17 protein-coding genes are annotated in these 19,097 nt (G+C 71.1%); 9 read left to right on the forward strand and 8 right to left on the reverse strand.

The genetic code is table 11. From position 1 onward, the window contains the following. Positions 1-50 precede the first annotated feature (50 nt). Positions 51-1,136 (forward strand): M20 family metallopeptidase, encoded by a 1,086-nt coding sequence (locus CRYAR_RS02180; RefSeq protein ID WP_157017264.1) that lies wholly within the window; start codon positions 51-53, stop codon positions 1,134-1,136. Here the strand turns inward: CRYAR_RS02180 and hisC are convergent. From hisC to CRYAR_RS42535, 6 genes are all read right to left on the reverse strand, one after another. Next, a complete protein-coding gene (gene hisC / locus CRYAR_RS02185) occupies positions 1,108-2,184 on the reverse strand; it encodes a histidinol-phosphate transaminase (protein ID WP_035848042.1) in 1,077 nt (358 codons plus the stop codon). The genes CRYAR_RS02180 and hisC overlap by 29 nt on opposite strands. Positions 2,185-2,194: 10 nt before the next feature. After that, a complete protein-coding gene (locus CRYAR_RS44495) occupies positions 2,195-3,262 on the reverse strand; it encodes an RDD family protein (protein WP_035848044.1) in 1,068 nt (355 codons plus the stop codon). Positions 3,263-3,271: 9 nt separating this feature from the next. After that, on the reverse strand, positions 3,272-3,844 hold the full coding sequence (locus tag CRYAR_RS02195) for an RDD family protein (RefSeq protein ID WP_169744982.1): 573 nt from the start codon (positions 3,842-3,844) through the stop codon (positions 3,272-3,274). A gap of 365 nt (positions 3,845-4,209) precedes the next feature. Continuing rightward, the gene (locus CRYAR_RS02200) at positions 4,210-5,595 is read right to left on the reverse strand and encodes a YlbE family protein (protein ID WP_425389386.1); all 1,386 of its coding nucleotides are present in this window, start codon (positions 5,593-5,595) and stop codon (positions 4,210-4,212) included. A gap of 77 nt (positions 5,596-5,672) precedes the next feature. Continuing rightward, positions 5,673-7,178, reverse strand: coding sequence for an AllF/FdrA family protein (locus CRYAR_RS02205; RefSeq protein WP_035848051.1), 1,506 nt, complete (start codon positions 7,176-7,178; stop codon positions 5,673-5,675). Beyond that, complete coding sequence (locus CRYAR_RS42535) at positions 7,175-7,927, reverse strand: oxamate carbamoyltransferase subunit AllH family protein (protein WP_084699948.1); 753 nt, start codon at positions 7,925-7,927, stop codon at positions 7,175-7,177. Before CRYAR_RS42535 ends, CRYAR_RS02205 begins: the two co-directional genes overlap by 4 nt. 129 nt (positions 7,928-8,056) lie before the next feature. On the opposite strand from CRYAR_RS42535, the gene CRYAR_RS02215 reads away from it, so the two are divergent. From CRYAR_RS02215 to CRYAR_RS02225, 3 genes are all read left to right on the forward strand, one after another. Then, positions 8,057-9,652 carry a PucR family transcriptional regulator gene (locus tag CRYAR_RS02215; RefSeq protein WP_211247228.1) on the forward strand — a complete coding sequence of 532 codons (1,596 nt, stop codon included), beginning with the start codon at positions 8,057-8,059 and terminating at the stop codon, positions 9,650-9,652. Between the two features lie 163 nt (positions 9,653-9,815). Beyond that, positions 9,816-10,202: a hypothetical protein gene (locus CRYAR_RS02220; protein WP_035848055.1), complete on the forward strand. Its 387-nt coding sequence runs from the start codon at positions 9,816-9,818 to the stop codon at positions 10,200-10,202. 84 nt (positions 10,203-10,286) lie between these two features. Then, entirely contained in the window at positions 10,287-11,489 is a 1,203-nt protein-coding gene (locus CRYAR_RS02225) for a helix-turn-helix domain-containing protein (RefSeq protein ID WP_035848057.1), read from the forward strand. Here CRYAR_RS02225 and CRYAR_RS02230 read toward each other — a convergent pair. Beyond that, entirely contained in the window at positions 11,443-11,922 is a 480-nt protein-coding gene (locus CRYAR_RS02230; protein WP_157017266.1) for an OsmC family protein, read from the reverse strand. The two genes, CRYAR_RS02225 and CRYAR_RS02230, sit on opposite strands and share 47 nt — an antisense overlap. Continuing rightward, positions 11,876-12,829 carry a DMT family transporter gene (locus CRYAR_RS02235; RefSeq protein WP_084699950.1) on the reverse strand — a complete coding sequence of 318 codons (954 nt, stop codon included), beginning with the start codon at positions 12,827-12,829 and terminating at the stop codon, positions 11,876-11,878. The genes CRYAR_RS02230 and CRYAR_RS02235 overlap by 47 nt, the downstream gene beginning before the upstream one ends. A gap of 262 nt (positions 12,830-13,091) precedes the next feature. Between CRYAR_RS02235 and CRYAR_RS02240 the strand changes: the two genes are divergently transcribed. The 5 genes from CRYAR_RS02240 to CRYAR_RS02260 all read left to right on the forward strand — a co-directional run bounded on the left by CRYAR_RS02240 (position 13,092) and on the right by CRYAR_RS02260 (position 19,093). Then, positions 13,092-14,567 (forward strand): uracil-xanthine permease family protein, encoded by a 1,476-nt coding sequence (locus CRYAR_RS02240; RefSeq protein WP_084699952.1) that lies wholly within the window; start codon positions 13,092-13,094, stop codon positions 14,565-14,567. A gap of 64 nt (positions 14,568-14,631) precedes the next feature. Continuing rightward, positions 14,632-15,516 (forward strand): FAD binding domain-containing protein, encoded by an 885-nt coding sequence (locus CRYAR_RS02245; RefSeq protein WP_035848062.1) that lies wholly within the window; start codon positions 14,632-14,634, stop codon positions 15,514-15,516. Next, positions 15,513-15,995, forward strand: coding sequence for a (2Fe-2S)-binding protein (locus CRYAR_RS02250; RefSeq protein WP_035848065.1), 483 nt, complete (start codon positions 15,513-15,515; stop codon positions 15,993-15,995). The genes CRYAR_RS02245 and CRYAR_RS02250 overlap by 4 nt, the downstream gene beginning before the upstream one ends. After that, positions 15,995-18,400, forward strand: coding sequence for an aerobic carbon-monoxide dehydrogenase large subunit (cutA, locus tag CRYAR_RS02255; protein WP_035848068.1), 2,406 nt, complete (start codon positions 15,995-15,997; stop codon positions 18,398-18,400). The genes CRYAR_RS02250 and cutA overlap by 1 nt, the downstream gene beginning before the upstream one ends. Further along, positions 18,401-19,093: an SRPBCC family protein gene (locus CRYAR_RS02260; RefSeq protein ID WP_035848071.1), complete on the forward strand. Its 693-nt coding sequence runs from the start codon at positions 18,401-18,403 to the stop codon at positions 19,091-19,093. The last annotated feature ends 4 nt before the right edge of the window (positions 19,094-19,097 follow it).

The following is a 19,097-nucleotide window of genomic DNA, read 5'->3' on the forward strand; positions in this document are numbered from 1 at the left end:
AGGATTGGGTTTTGTTTGAGCGGGACGAGCTCGGGGCCGATCCAGGTGCGGTGAAGCCATTGCTGGCGATCCTGGAACGTCTGGTGGAGCTGCCCACCGTGTCCGGGAACCTGGCCGCGTGCGAGGAGGGCCTCGACTTCATCGGGGAGTTCCTCGCCGAACGGGGTCTGGTGGTCCGCCGGTTCGACCAGGACGGCTTCGGGGCGCTGGTGGCCACCGTGCGCCCGACGTTGTCGCCCGCGGTCATGCTCACCGCACACCTGGACGTCGTCCCGGGCCCCGAGCACCTGTTCACGTTGAAGCGCGACGGCGCCCGGGCCATCGGGCGCGGGGTGTTCGACATGAAGGGCGCGATCGCCGCGTACCTGACGCTCGTCGACGAGCTCGGACCCGACCTGGGGCAGTACGACTTCGGCGTGATGATCACGACCGACGAGGAGACCCGCGACCTCGGCGTGAAGCTGCTGCTCCAGGAAGAGCTGTACCGGCCACGGGTGGCGGTGCTGCCGGACGGGGGTGACAACTGGCAGCTGGAGGAGGTGGCCAAGGGCGCCTGGCGCGTGCGCGTGAGCACGTACGGCGTCCCGGTGCACGGATCCCGGCCGTGGACCGGGGAGAGCGCGTCGTTCAAGCTCCTCGACCTGCTCGGCGACATCCGCCGCCGGTTCCCGATCGAGGACCCCCACGTCGACACGCTCAACATCAGCTTCCTGCGGGCGGGCACGGCCCCGAACCAGCTGCCCGACCAGGCCGAAGCGGTGCTCGACATCCGGGTGATGGGGCCGGCCGAGCTGGCCGCGGTGGAGCGTGACGTCGCCGAGATCTGCCGGCGGCACGGCGCGGATCTCGAGCTGCTTGTGCTGTTCCCCCCGGTCAAGCACGACCTCGCCGATCCGCTGCTGGCGGAGTTCGCGCGCAGCGTCGAGCGGGTGACGGGGGTGACCTGCGGGAGCTGCCTGTCGTTCGGGTCGAGCGACGCGGCGCAGTTCGCCACGGTCGGCGTACCGTGCGCGGTCACCCGCCCGATCGGCGGTGGCCACCACGGGGACGAGGAATGGGTCGACGTGGCGTCGCTGTCCCAGCTCGTCCCCGTGCTCCGGGACTACCTCACGCGAGTAGCTCACTCGCCGCGCTGAGGAACATGTCGTTCTCGGCCGGGGTGCCGATCGTCACGCGCACCCCGTCACCGGCGAACGGCCGCACGATGACGCCCCGCTTCTCGCAGCTGCGGGCGAAGTCGGCCGCGTCGTCACCGAGCGGCAGCCAGACGAAGTTCGCCTGGGTGTCGGGAACGTCGGGCCGCAGTTGCTTGATCGCCGCGTGCACGCGGGTCCGCTCGGCCACCACGATGTCCACCCGGCGCCGCATCTCGTCCTCGGCGTCCAGCGCGGCCAGCGCCGCCGCCTGGGCGACGTGGTTCACCGAGAACGGCGTGACGACCTTGCGCACGGCCTCGGCCACCTGCGGATCGGCGGCCAGCCAGCCGACCCGGATGCCGGCCAGGCCCCACGCCTTCGACATCGTCCGCAGCACCACGACGTTCGGGCGGTTGCGGGCCACGTCGAGCCCGTCGGGAACCGCCGGGTCGCGGACGAACTCCCGGTACGCCTCGTCGATGACCACCAGGACGTCCGGCCCGACCTGGTCGAGGAACCGCTCCAGGTCCTCCCGGGGCACGGCCGGACCGGTGGGGTTGTTCGGCGTGCACACGATCGCCACCCGGGTGCGATCGGTGACCGCTGCGGCCATCGCGTCCAGGTCGTGGGCGTGGTCGTGGGTGTTGGCCACCCGCACGCTGGTGCCGCCGCACGACGTCGTGATGATCGGGTAGGCCTCGAACGAGCGCCACGAGTAGAGCACCTCGTCGCCGGGCAGCACCGCGGCGCGCACGATGTGCTCGGCCAGCGCCACCGAGCCGCAGCCGGACACCAGGCGGTCGGGGGCGACGCCGTAGCGCTCCCCGAGCCGGTTGCGTAGCGCGACGACGCCCGGGTCGGGATAGCGGTGGGTCTGGGCCATCGCCTCCGCGACCGCCTCGACGACACCCGGCAGCGGCCCGAACGGCACCTCGTTGCTGGCCAGCTTCACCGCTTCGGGGATGCCGACCTCACGCGCGACGTCGCTCGGGTTCCGGCCGGCCACGTAACGCGGAATCGTGTCCAGGTCGGCGCGGGTCAGCGGCATTGCGGGCTCCTCATTTCTCGACCTTGACCTTCTCGGGTGCCGGCACCGCTGCTGACCGGACCACGATCGAGGTCACGGCCTTGTCGTGCAGGCACTGGCGGCCCGGGCGGTCCCAGAGACACCACAGCAGGTCGGCGATCTGCAGCGGAAGGCCGCACAGGAAGCTCACCGCCGGGCTCGGCAGCATCAGGATCAGCCAGCGGCGGATCGACTGGCCGAACGTCAGCGACTTGTCGTCCACGACCCGGACGACGCGGATGCCGACGATGCGCTTGCCGAGCGTCTGGCCGCTGTTCGCGGTGGCGGGCACCTCGTAGGCGAACCAGAGGCCGATCGTCAGCACGAAGATGATCCAGTTCAGGCGGCTGGCCTCGGCCGAGAGCGTCTCCTGCCCGAGCAGGATGTCGTTGATGTTCGGCCCGACCTGGTCGGCGAACTGCAGGTAGAAGTAGCCGTTGACGACGAGGCAGAGCAGGAACACCGCGACGATGTCGATGAGCCTGGCCACCACGCGCAGGCCGAGCGGCGCCAGTTTGGCGGTGTCGATCGGCATCGTCGTGGTGGTGCCGGGCAGGCGGATGTGGCCCGGGGGGACGGGTGGGAGCGGAGGTTGGCCCCACCGCGGTTTGCCCGGCGCGCCCGGCTGACCGGGTGCGTTCGGAGGGCCGCCCCAGCGTGGTGCTCCCGGGGCGTTCGGTGCTCCCGGGGCGTTCGGTGCGCCGGGGTTGTTCGGTGCGCCCGGGGTTCCAGAGCCGCCTGGTGCGCTGCCGGGTGCGGCCCAGCTCGGGGCGCTGGGGGCACCGGAATCGGAAGCGCCGGACGCGCCGGTGTCCGAGGTGCCGGACAAGCCGGGAGTACCCGATCCGCCCGAGGCCGGCGGGGTCCAGCTGGGCGTCCAGCCGGCCTGCGACGTCGGCGCGGACGGAGCCTCGGCGGGAGCGGGCGGCTCGACGGGTGGCGGGCCGGGCGGCGGCGTGGCACCCACGGGCAACGGGGCACCGAGCCACTGCTCGCCGTCCCAGTACCGCTGCGTGTCCGGATCCGCCGGGTCGGGATACCAACCGGGGATCGGGGTCACCGAATCACCTCACCCATCTGCTGCTTTCACCACGATCGTCTTCGCGAACTTGTCGTGCACACACTGCCGGTGGGGCTTGTCCCAGAGCAGCCACAGGTTGTCCAAGAGTACGTAGACGCCGAGCAGCGCTCCCAGGAAGGGGATGCTCCCCAACGCCGACACCCCGTCCGACGCCAACCAGCGCTTGCGTGCCTGCGAGGCGGTCACCGCCGCCCCGTCGACGCTCACCACCCGGATCCGGCGCCAGCGCTTGCCGAGCGTCTGCCCGGCGTTCCTGAACTGGTATTTCACCGCGTACCAGTAGGTCAGGAGCCCGGTCGCGGCGGTGGCCACCGCGTACCCGAGGACGGCCACGAGCATCCAGAGCAGGACGCCCTCCTCGGAGGCGCCGTTGCCTTCGCTGCTGGCCAGCGACAGGAACAGCGGGATACCGAAGAGCACGACGAACAACAGGACGATCGGGACGAAAAGGATTGTTCCGTCGATGACCCGAGCCAGCCAGCGATCGACGGGTCTGGACGGGGCCGGCAGGGCGGCCGGCCCGGACGGCGCATGGCTCGGGTAGCCGACCTGCGGGTTCATGCCCGTCATCCTGCCGTACCCCGTCGGCGGGCCGAGCGGCGGAAGGGGCGTGATCGACCTGCACGAACGGTTAACGCAGAGCCGCCGCTCTGCGTGCCGGGGGCGGTGGCACTCAGAGCGGCGGCGTGCGCGGTTCGTGGGGCGGCGGGGGGTTGCCGTGGCGAACCGGACCGGCCGGACCGCGGGGGGTGGTCCGAGCCGGTGTACAGGTGCGAGGGTCGCCGTGGGGTCCGAACTCCGGCGGCTGCGGGGGGTGCTGCAGGAGGGGCAGCGACCCTCGCAACCGAGTCATCGACGCCGGTCACGGGCACCGCAGGGAATCCGCCCCGTGCAACCCACCCGCTCCGCGACGACAACGAATCCGTTCACGCCACCGGCGGTGCGGCTTCGCCCAACGCGTCGAGCGCCGCGGTGAAGCACTCCATCGGAGGCGTCACGAGCCCCGCGCCCACCTGGCCCACCCCCGCGACCCGCCCGGCCATGCCGGTGTTGATCTGGGGAAGCACGCCGGACCGGACCACCTTCGTCACGTCGATGCCGGTGGCCGCGCCGCGGAAGTCGAGGATCGGCAGCGCGTACGCGGGGTTCTCCCCGGTCGTGATCCCGTACATCTCCCGGCTGGTCCGCAGCGCGTCCGGCACCGTGCCGCCGACGAAGCGCACGATCGCCGGTGCGCTCGCCATCGCGAACCCGCCGATGCCCGCGGTCTCGGTGATCGCCGAGTCGCCGATGTCGGGGTTGGCGTCGTCCGGCCCGTACGAACCCAGGAACAGGCCCTGCGGGGTGTTCGCCGGGCCGGTGAACCACGTGTCACCGGTGCCCGACACCTGGATCCCGAAGTCCGTGCCGTTGCGCGCCATCGTCGTGACGACCGTCGACCCGGGGATCCCGGACGCCGCCGCGGTCTGCAGCTTGCACGCCGGCATCACCAGGTTCAGGAAGAAGTGGTCGTTGCCGCCCACGAACCGGGCCACGTCCGCCACGTCCGACGAGGCGACCCCGGCGTCGATCATCGCGGGCATCAGGTCCCGGAGCAGCATGAGCGTGCCGGCCCGGTTCCGGTTGTGGCCCTCGTCGCCCATCTGGACCATCTGCGCGATGATCCCCTTGACGTCGACCGGTCCGTGTTCACGCACCGCGGCCCGCAGCGCGGGCCCGAGCACCGACGACATCCAGCGCAGCCGGTCGATCACCTCCGGGCCGTAGGCGCCGTACCGCAGCACCTTGCCCAGCCCCTCGTTCAGCGAGCACCACGACGTCCGGTCGTGCGCCTCGTCACGCAGCACGAACACCCACATCGACGGGGACACGACACCGGCCATCGGGCCCACTCCGCCGTCGGAGTGGCACGGTGCCCACTCCACCGAGCCACCCGACAGGAGATTGGTGGCGTCCTCGGCGGTGGTGGCCAGCCCTTCGAACAGCGTGGCGCCGATCAGCGCTCCACGCATCGGCCCGGACGCGCGCTCCCACGTGATCGGCGGTCCGGCGTGCCGGAACTGCCCCGCGGTCAGCCCGACGACCTCCGACGCCGGCCGGACGTCGACGAGCGAAGCCCCCGCCGCGAGCATGCGTTCCAGCGCGGTCCGGTTCGCCGACAAGCGCCGCCGGTCCGCCATCACCCGCGCCAACGCGTCCTCGGCTCCGACCGGCGGCTGCCACGCCACCGGGGTCACGGCGGCGGCCTGCGCGGTCAGCGCATCGGCGAACAGGTCGACGCCCGCGGTGACAACCGTCGGTTCGCCGGACAGGAGCGTCAATGAACTCTTTTCAACCTCATTTGCCCCCAGAACGGTGCTTGATTTCGGCGGGGTCGGTCGAAAAGAACTCATTCGGTCACCTCGGAGGGCTTCAGGATCGCGACGGCCTCGCGAGCGGCTTCGGCGTTGGACAGGTAGACCCGGGCTCCGACGCCACGCAGCGCGTCGGCCTGGCGCTGGAGGCCCTGCGGATCGCCCGAGGTACCGACGAGCGCGATCACGACGTCGAACGGCCGATCGGCGACGCCGAGCGCGGACGCGATCGCCGGGGCGAGCTCGCTCGCCGGGTCGGGGTGGGCCCCGTGCCCGAGTACGACGTCGAGCAGCACCACCCGGCACGACGGATCCGCCGCCTCGACGGCCAGCCGGTCGAGCCGCAGCGTCCCGTCGATCATCGGGTGCGGACGCCCGGCGGTCAGCGCGTCGTCGCCGAAGTCGATCGTCGCGTGACCGTCGGTCTTCAGATCACTGCCCAGCGCCCAGGCGGGGTCGAGCGGGATGTTCGACGCGATCGGGCCGAGCGCGGCGGACGCGATCACCATCGCCTCGTCGGCGAGCGTCCCGCCGCTGAACAGGCCGCGGAGCGCCCCCGAGCCGGTGCTGAACGGCGCGACCAGGTCACGCGGCTCGTCCGTGGGCAGCCACTTCGGCCAGGACGCCGGCGCGTCGGCCCCGAGTACCTCGGTGACGACCGCGGTCAGATCGGGGCGGTCGCGGCCCAGCAGTCCGAACACGACGGGCTTCGAGAGCGTCGCCGCGTGCGCACGCACCGCGTCGGCCACCGCGGGAGCGGGGGGTTTGGAGATCACCAGGATCGTCTCGGTCGCCGGGTCGGCGTCGAGCGCGTCCAGTGCGGCCAGCGTCGAGCGTCCGGCGACCTCGGCGGAGAGGTCACGCCCGCCGACCCCCAGGCAGTGCGAGACCCCGACGCCGGCGGCGTCCAGCAGCGCCAGCGCCTGCTGCGCACCGGTTCCCGACGCCGCGACCAGACCGATCGGTCCGGGGCGCACCACGTTGGCGAAGCCGAGCCCCACACCGCCGACGACCGCGGTGCCGCAGTCCGGCCCCATCACGAGCAGCCCACGCTCCGCGGCCAGGTCCTTGAGCGCGATCTCCTGCTCGACCGGGACGTTGTCGCTGAACACCAGCACCGAGGCGCCGGCGTCGAGCGCGTCCACCGCGTCGGCGAACGCGTAGCGGCCGGGGGTGGAGATCAGCACCAGGTCGGCTCCGGCGGTGACCACCGCCGCGCCGACGGTACGGGGAGGAGGCACGGTCGCGTCCGTGCTCACCGCTGGGGTCTTGGCCGCCAGCGCCGACTCGAGGGCGGCGAGCGCCGAGTCCCGCGTCGTCTCGTCGGTGGCGGCGATGGCCACGATCATGTCGCCGGCCGAGGCGTCGTCCGGCAGCGCGAAGCCCATCCCGGCGATCAGCTCGAGGTTGAGTTCGGTTCCCATCGCGACCATCGCGCCGGTCACGCCGTCGAGACCGGAGACGGCCTGACTGACCTGGAGCAGCTGGACCGAGTCGCGATACGTGCCGCGCCGCAGCTCGATGTGGTGCAAAGCAGTCACTTCACCATCCTTACTGTCGGAGCGGGTCCGGTAAGAACTTCCAGGCCCGTGCGGACGCCCTGCAACAGGCCGCCGCCCGAGGAGTGACCCACCCGCAGCAGGGCCTCGACGGCCGAGTCGAGCCGTTCGAGCGGGTCGGTGAGCACGGCGGCGAGCTCCGGGATGCACTCGCCGCGCATGGCGTGCGTGAGTAAGGCGGCCGAGACCGCGGTCGTGGCTCCAGGTCTGGTCGCCAGTTCGTGCGCCACCATCGAGGCGATGACCTGTCCGGCGTGATGTCCCCCGGCGATCAGGGTGACGAGGGCCCCCGACAAAATGTCGTCGCCGTACGGGGTTAGGCCCTCGCCGCGGCCCAGGAGTTCGCGTACCGAGGTGCCCGACAGTGCGCTGACATCGGCATCCGTGCGGAGGGCTCGCTGCCTGGCGTGAAGATCGGAAAGCTGCACCCGTGGGCGGGACGGACGCCACCAGCGGGTGACGGCGACGGCGCGGTCGCCGACCGCGAGCCGGCCGTCGCCGACGTACGCGGTCGAACCGACCACGGCGGTCGGAACCGGGACGCCAGGACCGAGTCGGATCGCGCACGGAACGCGTACCGCGTCGGCGGCGATGACGCACAACGCGGGCACGTGCGGATCGCCGGTGGCGAGGTAGAGCGCGCGCGGCAGGGCGGCGGTGACCGTGACGCTCCGGGTCGGTCCGCTCAGAACGGGCGCCAGCGCCATGGATGCGGCCCCGGGAAGAGTCATGTCACCCCCTCTCACCTGGCTGACGGTAAGACCGCGTCTACGGTGGTCGGCATGGGAAGAATTGCCAAGGATGGCCGGGGTCCTTCGGCCAATTTGACGGCATCTCCGGTTGGGTTGCCACTGCGTGACGTGCTCGAGGCGAGCACGTTGACCGGCGCCCGGGTGCTGGCCGGCGAGGGTGGGCTGGACCGCGTCGTCCAGCGGCTCAACGTGATGGAAGTACCCGACATCCTGCCCTGGGTGAAGCCGCACGAGTTGCTGCTCACCACCGGCTACCCACTGCAGCACAGCACGATCGCGCTTCTCGACCTGGTCCGTGAACTCGACGAGCGCGGGCTGGCCGCGCTCGCCGTCAAGCTGCACCGCTACCTGGACGAACTCCCGGCCGAGGTGCTGGCCGAGGCCGACCGGCGGAACTTCCCGATCATCGAGGTCGCCGAGTCGGTGGGCTTCGACGACATCCTCAACGAGGTGCTCAGCGCGCTGCTTCACCGGCAGGCGTCGGTGCTGGCCCGGTCGGACGAGGTGCACCGCGCGCTGGTGAGCGTCGTGCTCGAAGGGGGTGGCCTCGACGACCTCGCGGCCGAACTGACCCGCATCCTCGGCGGCCCGGTGATCGTCACGACGCCCGACGGGCGGGTGAACGCCCGCGCCGGTGACGTCGAGGACCTGCAGAAGACCGGCTGCTTCGACCCGACCGGCCGCTTCCGCGTCGACGACGAACCGACCGGCGTCCGCCCGCACGACGGCGGTTTCCACACCACCGTGCCGATAGTGGCCGGACGCATCGACCACGGCCGGATCGTCGCGTTCTCCGACACCCCGCTGGACGCCGCCGACGTCTACTCGCTGGAACGAGCGGCCACGGTGGCCGCGCTCGCGGTGACCAAGCAGCTGGCCATCGACGCGGTCGAGGGCAAATACCGGGCGGACTTCCTCCGTGACCTGCTCACCGGCCGGGTCGAGGACGTACCGGCCGCGGTCGCCCACGCGCGCACGCTGGGCTGGGACGTCGAGCGGCCGCTGGTAGCGGTCGTCGCCGAGCTGGACCCGGTGACGACGCCGGTCGGCGCCGCCCCGGAGCTCCGGCCCGTGCAGGAGCGCTTCGCCACCGCCTGGCAGTCGGTGGTGCGCTGGCGTGATCCCCGCGCGCCGGTCGTGAACTTCAACCAGGAGGTCGTGGTCCTGCTCGGGCTGCCCTCCGGCGGAGGCGGCGCGGACGCGGTCGAGCGGGCCGTGGGGGAGCTGGTACGCCAGGTCGTCGGCGACGGCGGTGGAGGCCGACGCTCGTTCTCACTGGGCATCTCCCGGCCGGCGTCCGCGCCCCACGAGTTGCCGCGCGCGTACGAGCAGGCCCGGAAGGCCGTGCGGATCGGTCGCCGGCTGCACGGTGACGGCGCGCGGGCGAGCTTCGACCGGCTGGGTGTGCACCGGCTGCTGTCGTTGATCCCCGACACGTCGGAGCTGCGCGGGTTCGTCGAGGAGGTGCTGGGGGAGCTGGCGGCGGACACACCGGAGAACGCGGACCTGCGCCGGACGCTGGCCGTGCTGCTGGAGACCAACTGCACGGTGGCCGAGGCCGCCCGGCGGTTGCACTTCCACTACAACACCCTGCGGTACCGGATCACGAAGCTGGAGAAGCTGGTCGGCCCGTTCACCGACGACGCCGCTCTGCGCCTCGACCTGGCGCTGGCCCTGCGTGTCCTCGAGATCCGCGGGCTGTGACCCGGCCGTCCCATCCCACGCACGTCCCACCTGGTCAGAGCGGGGAGAGTCCGGGACGCGTCCCGTCCCGGGCTGAATGCATTGCGGCCGTCCCCGCGGAACGGTGAACCTGAGCCCGGCTCGCCGCCGTACGCGCCGAGCAGCTCCAGCGAGAGGAATCGGGATGGCCTTGAAGGGCTTCACGCAGCGGGTTCTCGTGTCGGCCGCCGTGATCGGCGCGACGATCGCCGGATCGTTCGCGATGGCCGCGCCGGCCCAGGCGGATTCCGCCAACGGCTGCGCGTACCCCCGGGTGTGCTTCTACAAGACCGGAAACGACTGGTCGACCGACCACCCGACCGCGGCGTACCAGGACTTCACGTCGGGCTACCAGACGCTCGGGTCGCAGAGCCGGGGGTCGTACGGCGTCTACAACACCCGGAACAACGACGGAGCGCTGCTGCACTTCACCAACGGGCAGACGCGATGCCTCGCGCCGAACCGGTTCCTCTGGGCCCAGGACGTCGGCACCGTCGACAAGATCCGGATCATGGACTCGGCCTCCTGCTGAAGGGTTGATCCACAGATCCCGCTGTCCTAGGGGCCAGCGTGCCCACATAGGAAAGAATCTCCTTGCCCGAGGCAGGGAGTGCGCATGGGGTCAGTCGCCGAAACCGCCGACGTCGCGGTCTACCTCCGTGGCTTGAAGGCGCGGTCGAACCAGAGCTATAAGGCGCTCGCCCGCCAAGTGAAGGTCGGTAGCTCGACGCTGCACCGGTACTGCAGCGGGGAGCAGTTCCCGGCGGACTTCCGGGTGGTCCGGTCGTTCGCCGCAGCCTGCGGCGCGAGCACGAGCGAGCTCCAGCTGCTCGAACAGCTGTGGTCCGCCGATCCACGAAACCCGGCGATCGCGGCCGGACTTCCCCCCTCTCCGGCCGCGACCGCCGCCTCCGACCCCGGATCCGCCCAGTGGGCCGGGCCGACCAAGGCCGAGGAAGAAGAGAGGGCCGGGGAAGAAGAGACGGCCAGGGAAGAAGAGACGGCCGGGGAAGAGAAGACGGCCGAAGCGGCAGCATCGACGGTCACGGGGGCCGCCGATGCTGTCGCGGAGGTTTCCGCGCGGGCCACCCCGGTTCCGCGCCGGTGGTCGGCCCGCCGCGCCTGGTTGGTCGCGGCGGGTTTCGCTGTGGTGGCGGCCGTCATGGTGGCCGCCACGGTGTTCGTGACGCGCTCCGGCGGGGGAGCGGAGCCGCGCGAGTCCGAGCTGCTGTTCTCGTCGGCCTGCCAGGGTCCGGTGAGCATGGGGCAGCACGACACCTGCGTCGAGGAGGTGCAGCGCCTCCTCGCGTCGACCGGCGTGAAGATCGGGGTCGACGGGGACTTCGGGCCGGAGACGTTGCGCCGGGTCACCGCGTTCCAGGTGCTGGCCGGGTTACCGGTGCGCGGTGTCGTCGACGACGCCACCAAGCGGGCGCTCTACGCCGGCCAGGTCTCGATGCGCAGCTGGCCACCGGCCCGAGTGGAGCAACGAATCCGGGAGGTGTTTCCCGAGGAGCCGGATCGCGCCGTCGCGATCGCGAAGTGCCAGTCGCTGCTCGACCCGTTCTGGGTGCTGCCGAACGTCGACACGAGCCGGAACTGGGGTGTCTTCCAGATCTCCGACCGGCGCCTGCGTGAGCTCGACGGCACGCCCCGCCGAGCGTTCGACCCCGAGTGGAACATCTGGGCCGCGCGGGAGCTCTGGCGGACCCGCGGTGGGTTCGCCGGGAACTGGCCGTACTGCGACGAGGCCTACCCGCGCAGCCGGGCGCCTAGCTCTCCACCACCACCGTCGGCTCGTGGTGGACCGGGAAATTGACCGAGCTGGCGATGAAACAGCGGGCGCTCGCGTCGCGGTGCAGGCGGGTGGCCAGCTCGAGCTTGCTCGCGCTGGCGCTGGCCAGCGTCACCTGGGGGCGGAGCGTCACCTCGGTGAAGCGTCCGCCGCCACCGGGTGTCTGGGTCATCGAACCGGTCGGTGCGTCGGTGTAGTCGACGACGACCACGCCGGACTCGACGCACACGTGCAGGTACGACATGAGATGGCAGGCGGAGAGTGCCGCCACGAGCAGTAGTTCGGGGTTCCAGCGGTCGGTTTCACCGCGGAAGGCCGGGTCGGACGATCCGTACAGCGGCGGGCGTCCGTCCGCCACGATCTCGTGTGATCGGTTGTACGCCCGGTAGGTGCTGGTGCCGGTGCCCTGGTTACCCGTCCAGGTCAGTGCCAGCTCGTAGTCGTGAACCGCTACCACCTGCTGCTCTCTCCTCTGCATTCGATTGCGGCGTCCTGGTGAGTGCCACTCCGGCCAACACGATCGCAGTACCGACGACCGTCAGCGGAGTGATTTTTTCGCCGAGCACCAGCCAGCCGAGCACCGCGGCGACAACTGGCAGCAGGTACAGCACCACCGACGCGGCCGGTCCGACGTCCGCTACCTGGCGAATGTTGAGCACGGTCGCGAGGCCAGTGCAGAACGCGCCGAGCGCGATCGTCGCGACGATGACGTCCGGCCCGAGGTGGACGGCGTCGAGCGAGTGGGGGCCGGTCACCGGCAGCGCGATCAGCGCGAGCCCGGTACCGGCCACGAGCTGGCCGGCGGCGAGTGCGATCGGCGGCCGGTCGAGGCGCGACATGTAACGGTCGATGTAGACGTAACTGGCGCCGTAGCTGGCCGCGGCCATCAGGCCGAGCATCGTCGGCACCACGGGCAGCCCTTCGCCCGGCGGCCAGGTGCCGATCACCAGCAGCGTCCCGACCAGCCCGGCGAGCAGGCCGCCGAGATAACGCCCGCGGACGGGCCCGAGCCCACCGAGGCAGACGCCGATCGCGAGCGTCCAGAGCGGCGTCGTCGCGTTCAGCATCCCGCCGACGTGGGAGTCGATGGACCGGACCGCGTACGCGAAGAGCAGGAGCGGGACCACGTTGCCGATCGCCGCGACCACGGCCAGGTGCAACCACACCCGCGGCTCGGTCGGGAGGCGGATGCCACGCAGCCGGCAGACGGCCAGCAGGAGGGCCGAGCCGAGTGCGAGCCGGACCACGGTGAGTACGCCCGGCGGGAGGCCGCGCAACGCGATGGCGGCCCAGAGAAAGCTCGACCCCCACAGCACTGCCAGCACTGCCAGCCGGACGAGCGCAGCGCGTCCGGTAATCCCCATAGTGGTACTGACGCTAGGTGTCGCTGGAAGTTCAGTTGATACGGCTGTGACTAGGCACGAACCCCCCGAGCGTCGCTCAGACCGGTGTCGTTCACGTTGCCGTCACATCACGCGGGCGACATTTACTGACGAATCGAGCGACCCCTCGGCAGGTTCCGCCAACGGGCCCCTACGTAGTCAGTGGTGTCTTGACCATGAGACCCAGGTCACCCGACCCGGATATTCGTCGCTATTACCGGGGCGGTTGAAAAGGGGTTCGGACATGGCATTCAGGTGGAGTGTCGTTCACGGAGGCAAAGCACCGCCGCCGGGCGAGGTGGTCCGGCCGGACGAACGTCTGTCCTGGCCGCGGACGATCGGGCTGGGCGCTCAGCACGTCGTCGCGATGTTCGGGGCGACGTTCGTCTTCCCGCTGATCATGGGGCTGAACCCGCAGCTCGCGATCATGATGAGCGGTATCGCCACGATCATCTTCCTGCTGATCGTGAGCGGGAAGGTACCGAGCTACCTGGGAACCTCGGCGTCGTTCGTCGGTGGCGTCGCGGCGATCCGCGCCCAGGGCGGCGACTCGGCCGAGGTGACCGGCGCGATCCTCGTCGCCGGTGTGGTGCTCGCGCTGGTCGGCGTCCTGATCCACTTCGTCGGTTCCCGGGCGATCTACAGCGTGCTGCCGCCGGTCGTCACCGGCGCGGTCGTGATGCTCATCGGGTTCAACCTGGCGCCGGTCGTGGCCGGGACGTACTGGCCGCAGGACCAGTGGATCGCGCTGATCACGATGCTGTTCGTGATCGTCGTCGCGGTCGGCGTGCGGGGCTTCCTCGGCCGCATCGCGATCTTCCTCGCGCTGCTGTTCGGCTACGCGCTGTCCTGGGTCTTCGACCGGATCTTCGGCCAGATCACGTCCTACGACGCGGCCGCGGCCAAGGAGACGACGCACTGGCGCGTGAACTGGGACGGCGTGCAGTCCGCGGACTGGATCGGCTTCCCGCCGCACACCTCGGGTGACGTCGTCGGCTGGCACACCCCGACGTTCTCGATCACCGCGATCCTGCTCGTCCTGCCGGCCGTCATCGCGCTGATCGCGGAGAACGCGGGGCACGTCAAGGCCGTCGCCGAGATGACCGGTGACGACCTCGACCCGGTGATGGGCCGCGCGATCGCCGGTGACGGTGTCGGAACGGTTCTCGCGTCCGCGGTCGGTGGCTCGCCCACCACCACCTACGCGGAGAACATCGGCGTCATGGCCGCCACCCGCGTGTACTCGACCGCCGCCTACTACGTGGCCGCGATCGTCGCGATCCTGTTCGGGTTCTCGCCCAAGTTCGGTGCGGTCGTCTCGGCGACGCCGGGTGGTGTGCTCGGCGGCATCACGGTCGTGCTCTACGGCATGATCGGCCTGCTCGGCGCGAAGATCTGGAAGGAGAACCGGGTCGACTTCGCCAATCCGATCAACCTGGTGCCGGCCGCGGCGGGCATCATCATCGGTATCGGCGGCGTCAGCCTGGTGTTCACCGACGACTTCTCGCTCTCGGGCATCGCGCTCGGCACGATCGTGACCGTGGCGGGCTTCCACCTCGCGAAGGCCATCGCTCCGCCGCACCTGAAGGAGCTCTGGCTCGCCGAGCAGCGGCCGTCGCGCACCCCGGACGACGAGGGCGCCACCGAGACCGCGGCCGGGAAGGACGCCGGCGGCGCGGTGCTGGTCGTCGACGAGCCCGGCGCGTACAAGGAGCCGTAGAAACACCGATCTCCCGGCGGTCGCGCACCGGCCGCCGGGAGACTTATCGAGGGACTATCGCGGTATGAAACCATCGGCGTTCGAGTACCACCGTCCCGAGACGCTCGACGAAGCCCTCGGCGTCCTGGCCGAGCTGGGGGCGGACGGAAAGGTGCTGGCCGGCGGCCAGAGTCTGGTTCCGATGCTCAACATGCGGCTGGCGGCGCCGCACCACCTGGTGGACATCAACCGCCTCACCGACCTCGCCCGGATCGACGTGACGACCGACGCGGTCACGGTCGGAGCGATCGCCCGGCACGCCGACGTCGAGCGGGACCCCGAGGCCGAACGCGCCTTGCCGCTGCTCCGTCAGGCGCTGACCCACGTGGCGCACCCGACCATCCGCAACCGCGGCACGACGGTCGGCAGCATCGTCCACGCCGACCCGGCCGGCGAGATGCCGTCGGTGCTCGCGCTGCTCGGCGGTTCGGTGCAGCTCGCTTCGGCGTCCGGGAACCGGGTGGTTCCGGTCGACGATTTCTTCCTCGCGCCGCTCGAGTCGGCCACGCAGCCGGGTGAGCTCGCGACGAGCGTGACGTTCCCGATCCCGGCCCGCCACACCGGCAGCGCCTGGCTGGAGGTCTCGCGCCGGCACGGTGATTACGCGGTGTGCGGCCTGGGCGCGCTGGTGACCCTCGACGAGGACCTGCGGATCGCGTCGGCCCGCGGCACCTACGTGTCGATGGGGCCGACGCCGGTGACGGTCGACTTCACCGAACTTGTCGTAGGCCGTTCCTACGATGCCGCTGACTGGTCCGCCGCCGGGAAGTACGTGAGCTCGGTCGTCGAACCCGAGGAAGACATCCACGCCACGGCCGAGTACCGGCGTCACCTCGCCGGCGTGCTCACCGGCCGGGCGTTGAAAGCCGCCGCCGCGCACGCGGTGGCCAGAACGGAGGTAGCCGCATGACGGAGCACGACGTCACGTTCACGGTGAACGGGGTGCCGCGCACCGCCTCCGTGCCCGCTCGTCGGTTGCTCGCCGACACCCTCCGCCACGACCTCGGCCTCACCGGCACCCACCTCGGGTGCGAGCACGGCGTCTGCGGCTCCTGCACGGTGCTCGTCGACGGGCGTCCGATGCGCTCCTGTCTGCTGTTCGCGGTGAGCGTCGACGGCGCCGAGATCACCACGGTCGAGGGCTGCCGCACCCCCGAGGGCGGCCTCGGCCCGGTGCAGCAGGCGTTCGTCGACTGCCACGGCCTGCAGTGCGGGTTCTGCACCCCGGGCTTCGTCACGACGATCACGGCCTACCTCGAAGAGAACCCCGACCCCACCGAGGACGAGGCGCGGGAAGCGATCGGCGGCAACCTCTGCCGGTGCACGGGCTACCAGAACATCGTGAAATCGGTGCTCCGGGCGGCCGAGCTGAAGAAGGAGACCGCCTGATGGTCACCCGTGCCTTCGGCGTCCCGATGACCCGCCGGGAAGACCCCCGGCTGGTGTCCGGCAACGGCCGCTACCTCGACGACCTGGGTGAGAACGCGCTCGCGGTGGCGTTCGTCCGCTCACCGCACGCCCACGCCCGCATCCTCGACGTCGACGTCACCGAGGCGCTCGAAGTCGAGGGCCTGATCGCGATCTACACCTACGAAGACCTCGCCGAAGACCCCAACCCGCGGGTGTCCGAGCCGCTCCCGCTGCTGATCCCGCACCCCGCCCTGCACGCGCCCCGGGTGAACACGCCGCTGGCCGAGGGTGTCGCCAGGCACGTCGGCGAGGCCGTCGTCATGGTCGTGGCCACCGACCGGTACGTCGCCGAGGACGCGTGCGAGCGCATCGTCGTGGAGTACGACGTGCTGCCCCCGGTCGTCGGGATCCCGGCCGCGATCGAGGCGTCCCACCGCGTGCACGCGGACGTCGCCGACAACGTCTCGGCCCACCTCGTGCAGGAGGTCGGGGACGCCCCGGCGGCGATCGCGTCGGCTCCGCACACCCTGAGCCTCGACCTCGACATCGAGCGCTCGGCGTCGATGCCGATGGAGGGCAAGGGCGTCTACGCGCGCTGGGACGCCCACGACCGGTCCCTGCTGGTGTACACGTCGACGCAGGCCTCGACGTCGGTGCGGTTCGCGCTGGCCGCGAAGCTCGACCTGCCGGTCGACCGCGTCGAGGTGATCGCGCCCGACGTCGGCGGCGGCTTCGGCGTGAAGATCGTGCACCCCTGGCCGGAAGAGGTCCTGATCCCCTGGGCGGCGATCAAGCTCGGCCGCGAGGTGAAGTGGGTCGAGGATCGGCGTGAGCACTTCATCAGCTCCACGCACGAACGGGGCCAACTGCAGAAAGTCACCGTCGGTTTCGACGACGAAGGCCACGTCCTCGGCCTGGACGTCGAGTTCTGGCACGACAACGGTGCCTACACGCCGTACGGAATCATCGTTCCGATCGTCACGTCGACGCAGCTGCTCGGCCCGTACAAGCCGGGCGCGTACCGGGTCGAGTTCCGGTCGATGTACACGAACACGGTCACCGTGACGCCGTACCGCGGCGCCGGGCGTCCGCAGGGTGTGTTCGCGATGGAACGCACGATGGACGCGATCGCCGACGCGCTGGGGCTCGACCGGGCGATCGTCCGGGAACGCAACTTCATCCAGCCCGAAGACATGCCGTACGACCACCACCTGACGTTCCAGGACGGCCGGCCGCTGATCTACGACTCGGGCGACTACCCGACGTCGATGGAGAAGATCAAGGCGCTCGTCGGCTGGGACGAGTTCGAGGCGATCCGGGAAGCGGCCCGCGCCGAGGGGCGGCGGGTCGGCATCGGGCTGGCCTGTTACGTCGAGGGCACCGGGCCCGGTCCGTACGAGGGTGCGTTCGTGCGGGTCGAGACCACCGGCAAGGTCGTCGTCGCGACCGGCCTCACCACCCAGGGGCAGGGGCACGAGACCGTCTTCGCGCAGATCGCCGCCGAGGAGCTCGGCGTGCCGATCGACGACGTCTCGGTCACCACCGGCGACACCAGGCGCTTCAAGTACGCGGTCGGCACATTCGCGTCCCGCGCCGCGGTGATGAGCGGCAACGCGGTGGCGCTGACGGCCCGGAAAGTGCGGGCCAAGGCGCTCCGCATCGCCGGGGAGGCGCTCGAGGCCGACCCGAAGGACCTGGAGATCGTCGACGGGGTCGTGCGGGTGCGGGGAGTCCCGGGTGACGGCATTCCGCTGCGTACCGTCGCCGTCCTCTCGAACCCGCTGCGGTACGCGTTCGACGAGGAGGCCAAGCGGGCCACCCAGTTCGCCGGTACCTCCGACATGAGCAAACCGCCGATCGACGAGGACGACGAGCCGGGGCTGGAGGCCACCGACTACTACTCGCCGATCCGGTCGACGTTCGCCAGCGGTATGCACGCGGCGGTCGTGGAGACCGATCCGGAGACCGCCGAGATCAAGATCCTGCGGTACTGCGTCGTGCACGATTGCGGCACGCTCATCAACCCCCGGATCGTCGAGGGCCAGATCCACGGCGGGGTGGCGCAGGGCGTCGGGGGCGCGCTCTACGAGCGGATCGTCTACGACGAGAACGGTCAGCCGCTCAACGCGTCGTACATGGACTTCTTGATTCCGTACGCGTCCGAGGTGCCGAAGGTCGAGACCGACCACCTCGAGACACCCTCACCGCTCAACCCGCTCGGGGTGAAGGGCGCCGGCGAGGCCGGTGTCATCCCCTCCGCGGCGCTGTTCGCATCGGCGATCTCGGACGCGGAGGGCTTCTTCGTGAACCGGATGCCGATCTCGCCCTCGGAACTCTGGGCGCTCCGCGAGCAGCACGCACTTGCGTCGGAAGGAACCAAATAGATGAAGGTCAACGGCAAGGCCACGCTGAACGCCCCCGTCGAGCGGGTGTACGCGGCGCTGAACGACCCGGCGGTGCTGGTCCGGACGATTCCCGGCTGCCAGCAACTCGAGCAGGTCGGCGACGACGCGTACCGGATGACCGTGACCGCGGGGGTGGCGTCGATCAAGGGCTCGTACGTCGGTGACGTGCGGCTGACCGACCAGCAGGAGCCGTCGTCGTTCGTGCTGCGGGCGAAGGGGGCCGGGGCGCCGGGCACGGTCTCGGCCGACGTCCTCGTGACGCTGGAGCACGGCGCCGAGGGCACCACGCTGCTCTCGTACGCCGCGGACGCGGTGGTCGGCGGGGCGGTCGGGGGAGTGGGGCAGCGGGTGCTGTCCGGGGTCGCGAAGAAGACCGCGGGCGAGTTCTTCGCCGCGGTCGATTCGCTGCTGAACGCTCCGGCCGAGGTCCTCGCGGCCGCGCCGGCGTCGAGCGCGGCCACCGAGGCACCGGCGAAGGGCGCGCTGGTGGGTGGCGCGGCGGTGGCTCCGGCCGCTGGTGAACCGCGGGTGTTCACCGCCCCGGCGAAGGCGCCCGGCGGGGGCGGCGCCGATCTGCTCGCGGGTGGGTTCCTGCCGGGCGCGATCTTCGGCGCGGGTATCGCGCTGCTCGGCGTCGTCGTCGGCGGGCTGATCGGCCGCCGCCGCTCCTGACCGG

Origin of the sequence: Cryptosporangium arvum DSM 44712 (genome assembly GCF_000585375.1) — a bacterium.
Lineage (GTDB): Bacteria > Actinomycetota > Actinomycetes > Mycobacteriales > Cryptosporangiaceae > Cryptosporangium > Cryptosporangium arvum.